General features: G+C 69.8%; 13 protein-coding genes. 8 read left to right on the top strand and 5 right to left on the bottom strand.

The window, feature by feature from the left end:
- Positions 1-36 precede the first annotated feature (36 nt).
- From G6O69_RS06755 to G6O69_RS06790, 8 genes are all read left to right on the top strand, one after another.
- Positions 37-345 (top strand): urease subunit beta, encoded by a 309-nt coding sequence (locus G6O69_RS06755; protein WP_172302701.1) that lies wholly within the window; start codon positions 37-39, stop codon positions 343-345.
- Positions 342-2,045 (top strand): urease subunit alpha, encoded by a 1,704-nt coding sequence (ureC, locus tag G6O69_RS06760; protein WP_172302702.1) that lies wholly within the window; start codon positions 342-344, stop codon positions 2,043-2,045. Before G6O69_RS06755 ends, ureC begins: the two co-directional genes overlap by 4 nt.
- 2 nt (positions 2,046-2,047) lie before the next feature.
- The gene (gene ureE, locus G6O69_RS06765) at positions 2,048-2,647 is read left to right on the top strand and encodes an urease accessory protein UreE (protein WP_172302703.1); all 600 of its coding nucleotides are present in this window, start codon (positions 2,048-2,050) and stop codon (positions 2,645-2,647) included.
- Positions 2,644-3,327 carry an urease accessory UreF family protein gene (locus tag G6O69_RS06770; RefSeq protein ID WP_172302704.1) on the top strand — a complete coding sequence of 228 codons (684 nt, stop codon included), beginning with the start codon at positions 2,644-2,646 and terminating at the stop codon, positions 3,325-3,327. Before ureE ends, G6O69_RS06770 begins: the two co-directional genes overlap by 4 nt.
- A gap of 12 nt (positions 3,328-3,339) precedes the next feature.
- Positions 3,340-3,954, top strand: coding sequence for an urease accessory protein UreG (gene ureG, locus G6O69_RS06775; protein ID WP_172302705.1), 615 nt, complete (start codon positions 3,340-3,342; stop codon positions 3,952-3,954).
- Positions 3,955-4,043: 89 nt separating this feature from the next.
- Positions 4,044-4,856 (top strand): hypothetical protein, encoded by an 813-nt coding sequence (locus tag G6O69_RS06780; protein WP_172302706.1) that lies wholly within the window; start codon positions 4,044-4,046, stop codon positions 4,854-4,856.
- Between the two features lie 148 nt (positions 4,857-5,004).
- Positions 5,005-6,414 carry a S41 family peptidase gene (locus G6O69_RS06785; protein WP_172302707.1) on the top strand — a complete coding sequence of 470 codons (1,410 nt, stop codon included), beginning with the start codon at positions 5,005-5,007 and terminating at the stop codon, positions 6,412-6,414.
- Between the two features lie 129 nt (positions 6,415-6,543).
- Positions 6,544-7,554: a hypothetical protein gene (locus G6O69_RS06790; protein WP_176396680.1), complete on the top strand. Its 1,011-nt coding sequence runs from the start codon at positions 6,544-6,546 to the stop codon at positions 7,552-7,554.
- A gap of 51 nt (positions 7,555-7,605) precedes the next feature.
- Here G6O69_RS06790 and G6O69_RS06795 read toward each other — a convergent pair whose 3' ends face one another.
- From G6O69_RS06795 to G6O69_RS06815, 5 genes are all read right to left on the bottom strand, one after another.
- The gene (locus tag G6O69_RS06795) at positions 7,606-8,661 is read right to left on the bottom strand and encodes a hypothetical protein (protein WP_172302710.1); all 1,056 of its coding nucleotides are present in this window, start codon (positions 8,659-8,661) and stop codon (positions 7,606-7,608) included.
- Positions 8,658-10,169 (bottom strand): NAD(P)/FAD-dependent oxidoreductase, encoded by a 1,512-nt coding sequence (locus G6O69_RS39330; RefSeq protein ID WP_217909787.1) that lies wholly within the window; start codon positions 10,167-10,169, stop codon positions 8,658-8,660. The genes G6O69_RS06795 and G6O69_RS39330 overlap by 4 nt, the downstream gene beginning before the upstream one ends.
- Entirely contained in the window at positions 10,162-10,437 is a 276-nt protein-coding gene (locus tag G6O69_RS06805; RefSeq protein ID WP_172302711.1) for an acyl carrier protein, read from the bottom strand. Before G6O69_RS06805 ends, G6O69_RS39330 begins: the two co-directional genes overlap by 8 nt.
- A complete protein-coding gene (locus tag G6O69_RS06810; protein WP_172302712.1) occupies positions 10,424-11,950 on the bottom strand; it encodes an amino acid adenylation domain-containing protein in 1,527 nt (508 codons plus the stop codon). The genes G6O69_RS06805 and G6O69_RS06810 overlap by 14 nt, the downstream gene beginning before the upstream one ends.
- Positions 11,951-12,177: 227 nt before the next feature.
- On the bottom strand, positions 12,178-12,651 hold the full coding sequence (locus tag G6O69_RS06815; protein ID WP_172302713.1) for an STAS/SEC14 domain-containing protein: 474 nt from the start codon (positions 12,649-12,651) through the stop codon (positions 12,178-12,180).
- Between the last annotated feature and the right edge of the window lie 19 nt (positions 12,652-12,670).

Genomic DNA, 12,670 nt, shown 5'->3' on the forward strand with positions numbered 1-12,670 from the left:
CGACAGCCGTCGACAGCAATCGACAGGAGCACAGCCATGATCCCAGGTCAGATCATCACCGCCGAAGGCAGCATCGAGCTCAACGCCGGGCGCGAGCGCGTCAGCTTGAGCGTCGCCAACACCGGCGACCGGCCGATCCAGGTCGGCTCGCACTACCACTTCTACGAGACCAACCCCGCCCTCGACTTCCCGCGCGAGCAGGCCCGGGGCTTTCGCCTCGACATCCCCGCCGGCACCGCCGTGCGCTTCGAGCCCGGTCAGACCCGCGAGGTCACCTTGGTCGCCTACGCCGGTGAGCGCAAAGTCTACGGCTTTCGCGGCGAGATCATGGGAGCGCTGAAGTGAGCCGCATCGAACGCAGCGCCTACGCCGAGATGTTCGGCCCGACCACCGGCGACCGCGTGCGCCTGGCCGACACCGAGCTTTGGGTTCAGGTCGAGGACGACCGCACCGTCTACGGCGACGAGGTCAAGTTCGGCGGCGGCAAGGTGATCCGCGACGGCATGGGCCAAAGCCAGCGCGTCGCCGCCGAGGTCGTGGATCTGGTGATCACCAACGCGCTGATCATCGACCACTGGGGCATCGTCAAGGCCGACATCGGGGTCAAGGACGGGCGCATCGTCGGCATCGGCAAGGCCGGCAACCCCGACACCCAAGCCGGCGTCGACATCGTCGTCGGCCCGGGCACCGAGGTGATCGCGGGCGAGGGCCAGATCGCCACCGCGGGGGCGATCGACGCCCACATCCACTTCATCTGCCCCCAGCAGATCGAGGACGCGCTGATGAGCGGCGTGACGACCATGCTCGGCGGCGGCACCGGCCCGGCGACGGGGACCAACGCGACGACCTGCACCCCCGGGCCGTGGAACATCCACCGCATGCTCCAGGCCGCCGAGGGCCTGTGCATGAACCTTGGCTTCCTCGGCAAGGGCAACGCCAGCTTGCCCGAGCCCCTCGACGAGCAGCTGCGCGCCGGGGCCATGGGCCTCAAGCTCCACGAGGACTGGGGCACGACCCCGGCGGCGATCGACAACTGCCTGTCCGCCGCCGAGCGCTTCGACGTCCAAGTTGCGATCCACACCGACACCCTCAACGAGTCGGGCTTCGTCGAGAACACGGTCGCCGCGTTCAAAGATCGGGTGATCCACGCCTATCACACCGAGGGCGCCGGGGGCGGCCACGCCCCGGACATCATCAAGTGCGCCGGCCTGGCCAACGTCCTGCCCTCGAGCACCAACCCGACGCGGCCCTACACGGTCAACACCATCGACGAGCACCTCGACATGCTCATGGTCTGCCACCACCTCGACCCGAGCATCGCCGAGGACGTGGCCTTCGCCGAGAGCCGGATCCGCCGCGAGACCATCGCCGCCGAGGACATCCTCCACGACCTCGGCGCGTTCAGCATGATCGCCTCGGACTCTCAGGCCATGGGCCGGGTCGGCGAGGTGATCTGCCGGACCTGGCAGACCGCCCACAAGATGAAGGTCCAGCGCGGCGCCCTGGCCAGCGACCCCGCCGAGCACGACAACTTTCGGGTCAAGCGCTACATCGCCAAGTACACCGTCAACCCGGCCCTCGCCCATGGCATCGCCCACGAGGTCGGCAGCCTCGAGCGCGGGCGCATGGCCGACATCGTGCTGTGGAAGCCGGCCTTCTTTGGGGTCAAGCCCTCGCTGATCCTCAAGCGTGGGATGATCGCCGCCGCGCCCATGGGCGACCCCAACGCCTCGATCCCCACGCCCCAGCCCGTGCACTACCGGCCGATGTTCGCGGCCTTCGGGCGGGCGCTGAGCGAGACCAGCGTGACCTTCGTGTCCAAGGCCGCCAGCGAGCTCGGCGTGGGCGACAGCCTCGGCCTGCGCAAGCGCGTGAGCGCGGTCGAGGGCTGCCGGCAGCTGCGCAAGCGCGACATGATCCACAACGCCTGGGAGCCGACCATCGAGGTGGATCCGCAGACCTACGAGGTCCGGGCCGACGGTCAGCTGCTGACCTGCGAGCCCGCCAAGGTCCTGCCCCTGGCCCAGCGCTACTTCCTGTTTTGACCATGCTCGAGCTGCGCGAACGCATCGCCCCTCGGGCCGGCGGCGGCGGATCCGAGCCGGACCCGTCCGGCCTGCCGCCGGCGACCACCTTGACCCTGCCCTTCTCGGATCGCCAGCGCAGCCGCCTGCGCGTGCGCCTGGGCTCGGGCGAGGAGGCCGCGCTGATCTTGCCCCGAGGCACCCGCCTGCGCGGCGGCGACAGGCTGCGGGCCAGCGACGGGCGGATCGTCGCGGTCGTCGCCGCGCTCGAGTCGGTCTCGACCCTGCGCTGCACCGACGCGACCGCGCTGACCCGCGCCGCCTACCACCTGGGCAACCGCCACGTCGCCCTCGAGGTCGGCGAGGGCTTCGTCCGCTACCTCCACGACCACGTCCTCGACGACATGGTCCGCGGCCTCGGCCTCGAGGTCGTCGCCGAGCAGGCCAGCTTCGAGCCCGAGGCCGGCGCCTACGCGGGCGGACACGGTCACAGTCACAGTCACAGTCACAGTCACGAGCACGAGCACGAGCACGAGCACGAGCACGGCAACGCGCACGCGCACGGCCTCGCGCACGGCAGCGAGCGCGCTCGTGGTCACGAACACGAGCACGGTTCGCAATGATCGAGCCGCTCGACGCCGCGGCGCTCCTGCGCCTGCTCCAGCTCTCGAGCCCAGCGCTCCCAGTCGGCGCCTACGCCTACAGCCACGGCCTCGAGGCGGCCGTGAGCGCCGGCTGGGTCCACGACCGCGAGAGCGCCGCGGGCTGGATCCTGGGCGTGGCCGAGCACGCCATCGCCAGCTTGGAGCTGCCGCTGCTGGCCCGGCTGATCCCCGCCTACGCCGCGGGCGACCACGGCCAGGTCGCGCACTGGACAAATTTTTTGTGCGCCGCGCGGGAGAGCGAAGAGCTCGCCCGCGAGGACCGGCACATGGGCCTGGCCCTCGCCCGCCTGCTCGTCGACCTCGGCGTCGACGAGGCCGCCGGCTCGCGCGGGGATCCGAACACGACCTACGTGGGCGCCTTTGCCTTGGCCTGCGCGCGCTGGCGGGTCCCCGTCCGGGCGGCCATGCACGCGCTCGCGTTCGGCTTTTGCGAGAACCAGGTCGCCGCGGCGATCAAGCTCGTGCCCCTCGGCCAGACCGACGGCCAGCGCGTGTTGGTCGCGGCCATGGCCGAGATCCCCGGGTGGATCGACGCCGCGGAGGCCCTGGACGACGACGCCCTCGGCCCCCTCGCCCCCGGCCTCGCCCTGGCCAGCGCCCGCCACGAGCAGCAATACAGCCGCCTGTTTCGCTCCTGAGGAGACCCAGACATGACGACCCCAAACCCACTGCGCCTCGGCATCGGCGGCCCCGTCGGCTCGGGCAAGACCGCCCTGACCCTCGCCCTGTGCCAGGCCATGCGCGATCGCTACGACATCGCCGTGGTCACCAACGACATCTACACCCGCGAGGACGCGGAGTTCCTGATCCGCAACGACGCCCTGCCCCGCGAGCGCATCGTCGGCGTCGAGACCGGCGGCTGCCCGCACACCGCGATCCGCGAGGACGCGTCCATGAACTTGACCGCCGTCGACGAGCTGATCCAGCGCTTCCCCAAGCTCCAGATGATCATCGTCGAGAGCGGCGGCGACAACCTCAGCGCGACCTTCAGCCCCGAGCTCAGCGACCTCACCCTCTACGTGATCGACGTCGCGGCTGGAGACAAGATCCCGCGCAAGGGCGGCCCGGGCATCACCAAGAGCGACCTGCTGGTGATCAACAAGACCGACCTCGCCCCGCACGTGGGCGCCTCGCTCGAGGTCATGGACCGCGACGCACGCGCGATGCGAGGCGACCGGCCCTTCGTGTTCACGAGCATCCGCCGAGGCGAGGGCGTGGACGCGATCGTGCGCTTCGTGGAGCAGCAGGGGCTCTTCGTCGACTGAGAGTCTGTCACACAGCGCCCCGCGGACAACCCGCGCGAAAACCCGACCGGCCTCGACGCGGCGCGTGTCGACTCCTTAGCATGGGGCCCATGTCGCGACTGTCTCTGGCGCTCCCCCTGGCCCTCGCGTTGCTCGGCTGCAAGACCGACCCCGCGGACGCAGAGCCCCTCGCCGATGGGCGCCAAGCCCTGCTCGAGGCCCTCGCCGCCGATCCCGAGGCGTGCTTCCAAGACGAGCTCGCCTACTGCGTCGAGGACCAGGCCGCGCTCGAGGCCGTGGTCGATGAATGCGTCGCCAAGGGCTCGCCCAAGACCCGCGGCGAGCTGCGGACCGCCGCGCGCCGATGTCAGTACGACTACCGCGAGGCTCAGCTCGACGCGGCCCACTGGCCAGCCATCGAAGCCCGCCTGCGCGCCCGCTATGCGGCGCCCACTCTCGAGACCAAGGACGCGGCCCTGCTCGCCGACTTTGGCGTCGCCCCCGGGACCATCGGCCAGGTCCGAGCCACCCGGACGGGGGGCACCGTCGGCGTCACCGAGCCCGACCCCGCGATCGTCGACGGCGACGACTGGCTCGCGGCTGGCCAGCAGCTCGCCGCCCTCGCGGCGGCCCACCCCGACGCGAAGATCCTCCAGGCCGAGCTCGAGGTCCTCGACGGGCAACAGGCGCTCACCTTGCGCTACGAGCTCGACCGCGAGCGCGACCGCGTGTTCTTTCGCAAGCAGGAGTCTCGCGCGATCACCTACACCACCAAGGCCCTCGGCGGCCTCGACGGCCTCGCCAGCGGGGCGGTGTCCTTGCGCGAGAAGGACCTCGACCAGTGCATCCCCGAGGGCCAGGACGACCCCACCTTGCCCGCGCAAAACCCCTGCGAAGGTGCGCTCGCCAAGCTCGTTTTCTAATTCGCGGTGTGAATTCGAGCGGGCCGCCGCTCGACATCGACATCTGAACGTTTCTCGAATGTGAAGACAAGCTTCCTCACACATTGACCCAACACCGAGTGCGTCCACGTGGGGACACCTGCTCCCCGCTGCGGTGTTCGTGTGGTCGATGACCACTCCAAAGCTTCCCCTCATCTGCACGCTGCTCATGGGTCCGCTCCTCGCCTGCTCCGGCGCGAGCGCGGACGACGACGGCCTCGAGAGCGCAGACGAGTCCGACACCGCCGGTGAGCCCGCGGCCTATGAAGACGCCCTCGACTATGTGATCGAGCAGATCGACGCGGCCAGCTACCGCACCCTCGAGGGCCGCTCCGATGCCCTCGAGGCCGCCATCGAGCAGGCCCAGGCCGAGCTCGCAGACGTGGCCGACGACGAGGAATTCGCCCTCCTCGTCGGCCGGCTGCTCGCCGCGCTCGAGGACGGCCACGCCCAGGTCTCGCTCGAGGCTGGGAGCGTCGAGTCCATCGACCTGCCCCTGATGTGGCTCGAGGGCGGCCCAGTCGTCTCCCGCGACGCGGGCCAGCTCCAGGCGGGCGACATGGTCACGGGGATCGGGGGCATGAGCGCCGACGCGCTCATGGACGCCCTCGCTCGACAGGTGAGCCGAGACAACGACCACTACCTGCGCCACGCGGCCGCCCAGCGCCTCCCTCGAGCCGACTGGCTGCGGCCCATGGGCCTGGTCGCCGATGGTGAGGTCGAGGTCGAGGTCGAGGTCGAGCGAGGCGGCCAGGCCATGGCCTTCACCCTCCCCATCGTGGCCGGCCTCGAGGTCAGCCCCTTCCCCGAGCGTGAATTCGTCGGCTACTGGATCGAGCCCGAGAACGACCTCGGCGTCTTCTACCTCGACGAGTGCGTCTACGGCTCGGACTTTCAGGCCGCCCTCGACGCCTTCATGGCCGAGGTCGACGCCCAGGACATCGCCAAGATCGCGATCGATCTGCGCCGCAACCCCGGCGGCGACGTGACCGTGGCCTACGCCCTGCTCGCCTACCTCGGCCAGCCCTACGCCTCCTTCAGCGTCAGCGCGCGACGCTCGGACGCGCTCCTCGAGCAGGCGGCGGTCTACACCAACGCGGACTTCTTGGCCCTGCTCGAGAGCTTTGGCGTCGCGCTCGACGGACCGACCATCGAGGTCCCGGGCGACGCGCTCTCCTTCGCGCTGGGCTCGGTGGTGCCCACGCCAGCGCCCGAGCTGATCTTCTCGGGCGCTGTCTATGTCCTGACCTCGCCGACGACCTACAGCAGCGCTCAGCTCTTCGTCGGCCAGCTCTCGGACAACGATCTCGCGACGGTGGTCGGCGAGCCGACCGGGGCCAACCGCGACACCACCGGCGACCAGCTGTGGTTCGAGGTGCCCGAGTCCGACCTGCGCTTCACCCTCGGCGGCTCGTGGATGACCCGCCCCGACCCCGCGCGCGGCGACGGGCCCACGCTCCCGGACGTGTCGGTGCCGACGACGGCCGAGGACCTGCTCGAGGGCAATGATCCTCAGCTCGAGCAGGTCCGAGCGCTCTAGTGTGCGATCAGTTTGGAGGCGCGCTCCCCCATATCTGGCCACCGTCCACGGGTCCCTCGGGTGTCGCGCCCGAGAGCGACCGGTGGCCGGTGACTGGGCCGGGCTCGTCGAGAGCCAGGGTCAGAAACCATGCACGCGCTGGCGCCGGGGGCCGAAGAAGCCCTCGGAATGCTCAGTACTTTGCACGAAGGACTCGTCTCTCTCTTCCATCGAGACCCCGGCCTCGCCGTCCGCCTCGTCCGGGGGATCGACGGCCGGACCCTCACCAGGGACCCCGGCCGCCTCGTCGACCGTCACGCCGCCTTTCACAGGGACGCCGAGCGCGTCTTGCGGGTGCTCCCACGGAGCATGGACCTTCTCCTGGTCCATGATGATCCAGAAGACAAGGCCAACGGCGCCGCGATCGTCCTCGAGGTTCAGCTCGACCACGACCCCGACAAGCAGCGACGGATCGCCTCCTATCTCGGCCTGGTCGTGGATCGTCACGATCTTCCCGTGCACTTGGGTGTGGTCAGCCTCCAGGACAATGTGTCCCGTAATCTGGCCAGTTGGGAGATCGGGACCGCCCTGAAGGTCCACCCCTACGTCTTCGACCGACGGAGCGTCCCGCGGGTGGATTCGGTCTCCAAAGGACTTCTACAGCCCGTCGACACGATCTTGTCGGGGGTCGTCCACGGGCATCACGGTGATCTCGAGGCGGCCGTCACCGCCCTGGAAGTCGCCCGTCGACAGCCGCCGAAATTACGACAGCGCTATACTGCGACGGTGTTGGCGGCGCTCCCGAAGGAACACCGCGAGATCATCTTGGGCGCGATGCCCGTGGAGGAACAGATGCAAGTCAGTCAATTGGAACGAAGGTGCGGGACCTTTCTCGCTGGCCAGCAGGAGGGCCGCCTCGAAGGTCAAGAGGAAGGTCGCCTCGAAGGTCAAAAGGAGGGCCGCCTCGAAGGCCAAAAGGAGGGCCGACGAGAGGGAACCCTGCGCATCCTGGGGATGATGCTGTCTCAGCGCGGCCTCGTCCCAGATGCTGGCCAGTGGGCCCAGCTCGAGACCGCGTCGTTGGAACAGCTGGAGGCTTGGGCCACACGCATCCCTCGGGTCACCAACGTGGCCGAGCTCCTCGCCCCCAGTGGCGCCTGAGCCCGGCCTGGTCCGCCGGTCGGGGAGACAGGTCAACTGGCCCGCGAGACCTCAGCGCACCTCGACCCCGTCGAGGCAGAGCATCGTCGAAACGATGCCCGGCCCCAGGGCGATCAATCGCAGGCGCGGCCCCAGCGGCCGCCCTGCCGCCCAGGCGTCGTGCAGCACCCACAGCACCGAGCCCGAGCCGATGTTCCCGCGCTGCTCCAGCACCCCGCTGGAGATCGCCAGGCTCGGGGCGAGCTGAGGGTTGGCCATAGCCAGGGCCCGCATCAGCGCCGCGCCGCCAGGGTGAAAGAGCGCCGTGTCCGGGTCGAGGTCGGGGCCGTTGATCACCGGCCCGAGCTCCTCGACGATGCGCGTGCGGATCGCCTTGCCCACGGCGATGAAGGGCTGGTTGTCGGCCGAGGCGGTGAAGTCGTTCTCGCCCAGGCTGTCCGGCCACAGCTTCGAGCGCAGCCGACAGTCCTCCCAGCCCAGGCCAGGGCCGTCCAGGGGCTCGGCGCTCACGAGCACCGCCGCGGCCCCGTCGGAGGCCAGGCAGTGGGCGACGACCTGAGAGATCGTCGGCGCCTGGTGGTGCACGCGGCTCTCGCCGTGGGTGCCCATGGCGTCGACGCACAGCAGGCAGACCCGTCGGGCGGCCCCGGTGCGCACGAGCATGTCGGCGAGGTGCAGGCCGTGGGTCGGGCCGGCGCAGCCGAGCCCCGCGAGGTCGTAGCAGGGCGCGTCGAGGCGCAGGCCCATGCCGTCTTGCAGGCGCCGGCTCAGCGAGGGGAAGCCGGCGAAGCTCGAGCTGACCACGACCATGGCGTCGAGCTCGTCGCTCTGGTGCTGCTCGAAGAGCCGCTCGAGGGCCCGCCGGGCCAGGGACATGGTCGCCTCGTTGACGGCCAGGTACCAGTCCTCGCGGGCCTCGAGCTCGTCGAGGCCGAGCTCGAGGTGGCGCTGGACGATGCTCGAGTGCTCGTAGATGAAGCCGACCATCTTGCGCAGCTCATCGGTACCCTCGAGGGCCTCGAGGCGCCGGCGCATGGCCGCGGCGAGCTCGGTCTGGGCCACCGCGTGGCGACCGGCGGCGACCACCGGGCGCCCGATGTGGATCACAGCTCGACCTCGCGCCGCTTGCGACGATCGAAGAGGGTGTAGACGCCCTCCAGCGGCGGCATCGCGTCGACCAGATCCGGCGTGTAGCTGACCACGGCGAGGTCGTCGCGGCCGAAGTCCTCGAAGAGCTGCTCTTCGAAGTCGTAGAGCGAGTCGTAGAGGTCGATGTCGTCCTCGGTCAGCATGAAGTAGATCTTCACGCCGCCCTCGAGGTCCAAGAAGGCCGCGTCGACGCCCTGGAAGAAGTCGAAGCGCTGGTAGATGCTGCGCGCGATCTCCCGCGCGCGGCCCTCGGGGACCTGGTCGACGACCGGCGACTCCTCGAGGCTGCGCTGCATCTCGACGCTGGCCGGGAAGGGCTCGTCGGTGAAGCAGTCGCCCGCGAGCAGGCGGACGATGTCCTCGCCCATCTGCCCGCGGGTCATGAACGAGAAGAAGGCCGGGAATTTCCAGAAGTAGCGGATCAGCTCGCCGGCCCGCTTGTGGCCGTTGCGGCAGTAGCGGGCGTAGTCCTCGAAGCGCTCGGCCTCCTCGCTGGGCGCGTCGAGCACGGCGTCGATGGCCGCGACGGCGCGCTGGGCCTCGGTCAGAGCGAAGGACACGCCAAAGGAGAAGATCGGGTCGGTGAACGCGTGCGAGTCGCCCACGCACAGCCAGCCCTCCCCCACGAAGGGGTTGACCGAGTAGGAGTAGTTGCGCGAGACGTGCATGTCCTCGACCTGCACGCGCTTTTGGGCCCGGCGCGCGAGCTCGGGGTTGAGGTGCTCGAGGCCCCAGGCCATGGCGGCCTTGGCCGTGCCGCCGCGGCGCTTGTAGGTGGTCGTCGGCAGGACCACGCCGATCGAGACCACCGTCGAGCTCACGGGGATCATCCACGCCCAGTGGTAGGTGTCGCGGTAGAAGATGATCGTCGTCCGCCCGCCGTCGCGCTCCTCGGCCTCGACGCCCTCGAACTGCGAGTACATCGCGATCTGGCGGTTGAAGGCGGCGACGCGCCGCGGCCCGGCGACCTCCTGACGCGAGAGGAACACGCTCTGGCCCGAGGCGTCGATCATCACCTTGCTGCGGACCACGACCTCCTCGCCCGCGGCCGTCTCGAGGCTCAAGCCGACGACCCGCTCCCCCTCGCGCAGGACCTCCTTGGCCGAGGCGCGCACGTAGTCGGCGCCCGCGGCCTTGGCCCGCTCGAGCAGCAGGTTGTCGAACTCGGCGCGCCGGACCTGCCAGGTCGGGCGCAGCACCGGCACGTAGAACTCGTTTTGCGCGTCACGGCCGACGACCCGCACGCCCGGCTTGGGCGGGAAGTCGAAGCGCGCCATGTCGTCGAGCAGGCCGTGGCGCTGGATGAAGTCGCCGGCGGTGCCCGTGAGGCTCTCGCCCACGTGGTAGCGCGGGAACTCGTCGCGCTCGAGCATCAGCACCAAGCGACCGCGCTCGGCCAGCAACATGGCGGAGGCGGAGCCCGCAGGCCCGCCGCCGACGATCACGACGTCATATTGTTCACGCATCCTTGCTCTTCTCCTGTTCGTCCCAAAGCCGCAGGACGAGGGCTTGCATGACCGCGACGCTATGGAAATTGCGCGGCGAGACCTCGGCGTCGGGGACCTGTACGGCGAACTCGTCCTGGATGAAGCGCAGCAGCGCGAACATCCCGATCGAGTCGATCACCCCCCACTCGAGCAGCGGGGTCGCGTCTTCCAGGTCGCTGCCATCACCGTCGAGGAATTGTTCGGTGATGAAGCGCTTGAGCTCGAGGTTGACTTCACTGGCTTGCATGGCTGACTTCCTTGTCGAGGCGCTCGGCGAGGGCCCGGCGGTCGATCTTGCCCGTACTCGTCAGGGGGAGGGCATCGACGTAGATCACACGATCGACCACCATGTAACGCGGCACTCGTTGCGCGCAGTGGCGCTTGAGCGCGAGCAGCGAGGGGGGCTTGGCGCCCTCGGCGAGGCGCACGAAGGCGACCAGGCGCGCGTCGAGGCCCGCCCCGGCGACGAGCACCGCGAGCGCGTTGAGCCCGGGGTACTCGAGCAGCGCGGCCTCGACCTCGCCGATCTCGATGCGCATACCTCGAACCTTGACCATGTGATCCCGGCGGCCGACGAAGTCGAAGCTGCCGTCGTCGAGGACGCGGACGATGTCGCCGGTGGCGTAGGCCCGATCTCCCAGGGGCGCCTGGCCCCAGTAGCCGGTCATCGTGGTCGGGCCACGGACCATGAGCTCGCCGGTCTCGCCTGGGCCCGCGCGCTCGCCCGCGGCCGTCTCGGCCCAGGCCTCGTCGCCGCAGCAGGGCGCGCCGATCGGCACCGGCTTGCTGCGCTCGGGCTCGATGGTCGTGACCTCGTAGGCCGTGCACACGTTGGTCTCCGTGGGGCCGTAGAGATTGAGCAGGCGCGCGTCGGCGAAGTGCGCCCGCAGCTCACGCAGGTGCTTGATCGGGAAGGGCTCGCCGGCGAAGAGCAGCGCCCGCGGGTGCAGCCGCGCCTCGAGCTCGAGCAGCCCGCCGTGCTCCATCATCATCATCAGCACCGAGGGCACCGAATACCAGACGCTGATGCCCTGCTCACGGATGAAGCCGACATGCTCCCCAGGGCCGAGGCTGGGGGGGATCAGGCAGACCCGCGCGCCCACGGCGAAGGCCGCGTAGAGGTCGAGGACCGAGAGGTCGAAGTGAAAGGGCGCGTGGCTCGAGAAGCGGTCCGTCGGGCCGGCTTGGAGCGTGTCCACGGCCCACGCGACGAAGGCCCAGGCCGCCCGGTGACTGATCCCCACGCCCTTGGGCGCGCCCGTCGAGCCCGACGTATAGAGGATGTAGGCCAGGGCCTCTGGATCGTGCTCGCCCTGCTCCCCCTGCCCCGCGCGCTCGAGCGGCGCGCTGGCCAGGAGCTCGGCCCAGGCGAGCGCGCCCGGGGCCTCGGCCCCGACGAGGAGCACCGGCGGATCTTCGTCCGCCAGCGGGCTGGGCCGCCCTGCGTCGGTGATCAAGCAGCGCGCCCCACAGTCGAGGATCACCTTGCGCGCGCGTCGTCCTGGACCCTGGGGATCGATCGGCACATAGACGGCGCCCAGGCGCAGCGCGGCCTGCATGGCCACGACCGCGTCGCAGGACTTGTCCATCCAAAGCGCCACGCGGTCGCCCTCGCGGACACCGGCGGCGGACAGGCCCGCGGCCACCCGCGCGGCGGCGTCGTCGAGCTCGGCGTAGCGAAGCTGACGCTTGGGACCGATCACGGCGAGCGCCTCGGGGGCCGCCTTTGCGGCCGCGGTGACCAGTCGGCCCAGGTTCATGTCTCTCGTATAGTCCAACGTGACACGGGGAGACCACCGATTCCCGTATAAATTGCTTGCGCATTCATGTAGCCCGACCCTCCCCGAAAGCCGCGCTGGCGCTTCACCGCGGCCACGCTCGCGTCACCGGGCTCGGCGCCGAAACCAACGACGAGGTGCCTCGGGCCCATGGACCCAAGGCACCAGCGCGATGCTGACAGCCCGAAGACGAGGCGCTCGAAGGTCGATCAGGCGCGAGTACGCTCGCTGGCGGGTGAGCGCGAGCCCATCGCGGACTGCTGTGGCAGGCCGAGCTCGCCACGCAGCCGCTCGACGGTCTCGGCGATCTCGTCGATGTCCGTCTCGCCAAGCCCGAGGTACTTGCGCGCGTTTTCGTAGTCGTCGAGGGCAAAGGCGCGCAAATTCGTGCCCAGAAACCAGCTGAGCGCCTTGACCATGCCGCGCACGATGGGCGAGACGGTCATGATCGCCATCTTGGGCGTGCTCCCGTAGCGGTTCCAGTGCTCCGTGGCGGCCCGGCGCTGCGCCGTCGAGGGCCCACCGCCGAGGGTACTGACCAGGACCCCACGGATCTCGCTGACGTGGTTGACGATGTGATCGAGGTAGGCCTGCCACTCCTCGTCAGAGGGCGGGACCTTGCCGTGAACCGCGATGTGAGCCTTGCCGGAGACCTCGTACAAAAAGGTCTTTGTCTTTGCCATTTCGAATCCCTTCTTGGAG

It is taken from the genome of Pseudenhygromyxa sp. WMMC2535 (genome assembly GCF_011083025.2).

Coding starts and splice junctions, on each gene's coding strand:
- G6O69_RS06810 (WP_172302712.1), bottom strand. CDS start 11,950: ATGAACCTGGGCCGACTGGTCACCGCGGCCGCAAAGGCGGCCCCCGAG.
- ureG (WP_172302705.1), top strand. CDS start 3,340: ATGACGACCCCAAACCCACTGCGCCTCGGCATCGGCGGCCCCGTCGGC.
- G6O69_RS06805 (WP_172302711.1), bottom strand. CDS start 10,437: ATGCAAGCCAGTGAAGTCAACCTCGAGCTCAAGCGCTTCATCACCGAA.
- ureE (WP_172302703.1), top strand. CDS start 2,048: ATGCTCGAGCTGCGCGAACGCATCGCCCCTCGGGCCGGCGGCGGCGGA.
- G6O69_RS39330 (WP_217909787.1), bottom strand. CDS start 10,169: ATGCGTGAACAATATGACGTCGTGATCGTCGGCGGCGGGCCTGCGGGC.
- G6O69_RS06770 (WP_172302704.1), top strand. CDS start 2,644: ATGATCGAGCCGCTCGACGCCGCGGCGCTCCTGCGCCTGCTCCAGCTC.
- G6O69_RS06785 (WP_172302707.1), top strand. CDS start 5,005: ATGACCACTCCAAAGCTTCCCCTCATCTGCACGCTGCTCATGGGTCCG.
- G6O69_RS06815 (WP_172302713.1), bottom strand. CDS start 12,651: ATGGCAAAGACAAAGACCTTTTTGTACGAGGTCTCCGGCAAGGCTCAC.
- G6O69_RS06780 (WP_172302706.1), top strand. CDS start 4,044: ATGTCGCGACTGTCTCTGGCGCTCCCCCTGGCCCTCGCGTTGCTCGGC.
- G6O69_RS06755 (WP_172302701.1), top strand. CDS start 37: ATGATCCCAGGTCAGATCATCACCGCCGAAGGCAGCATCGAGCTCAAC.
- G6O69_RS06790 (WP_176396680.1), top strand. CDS start 6,544: ATGCACGCGCTGGCGCCGGGGGCCGAAGAAGCCCTCGGAATGCTCAGT.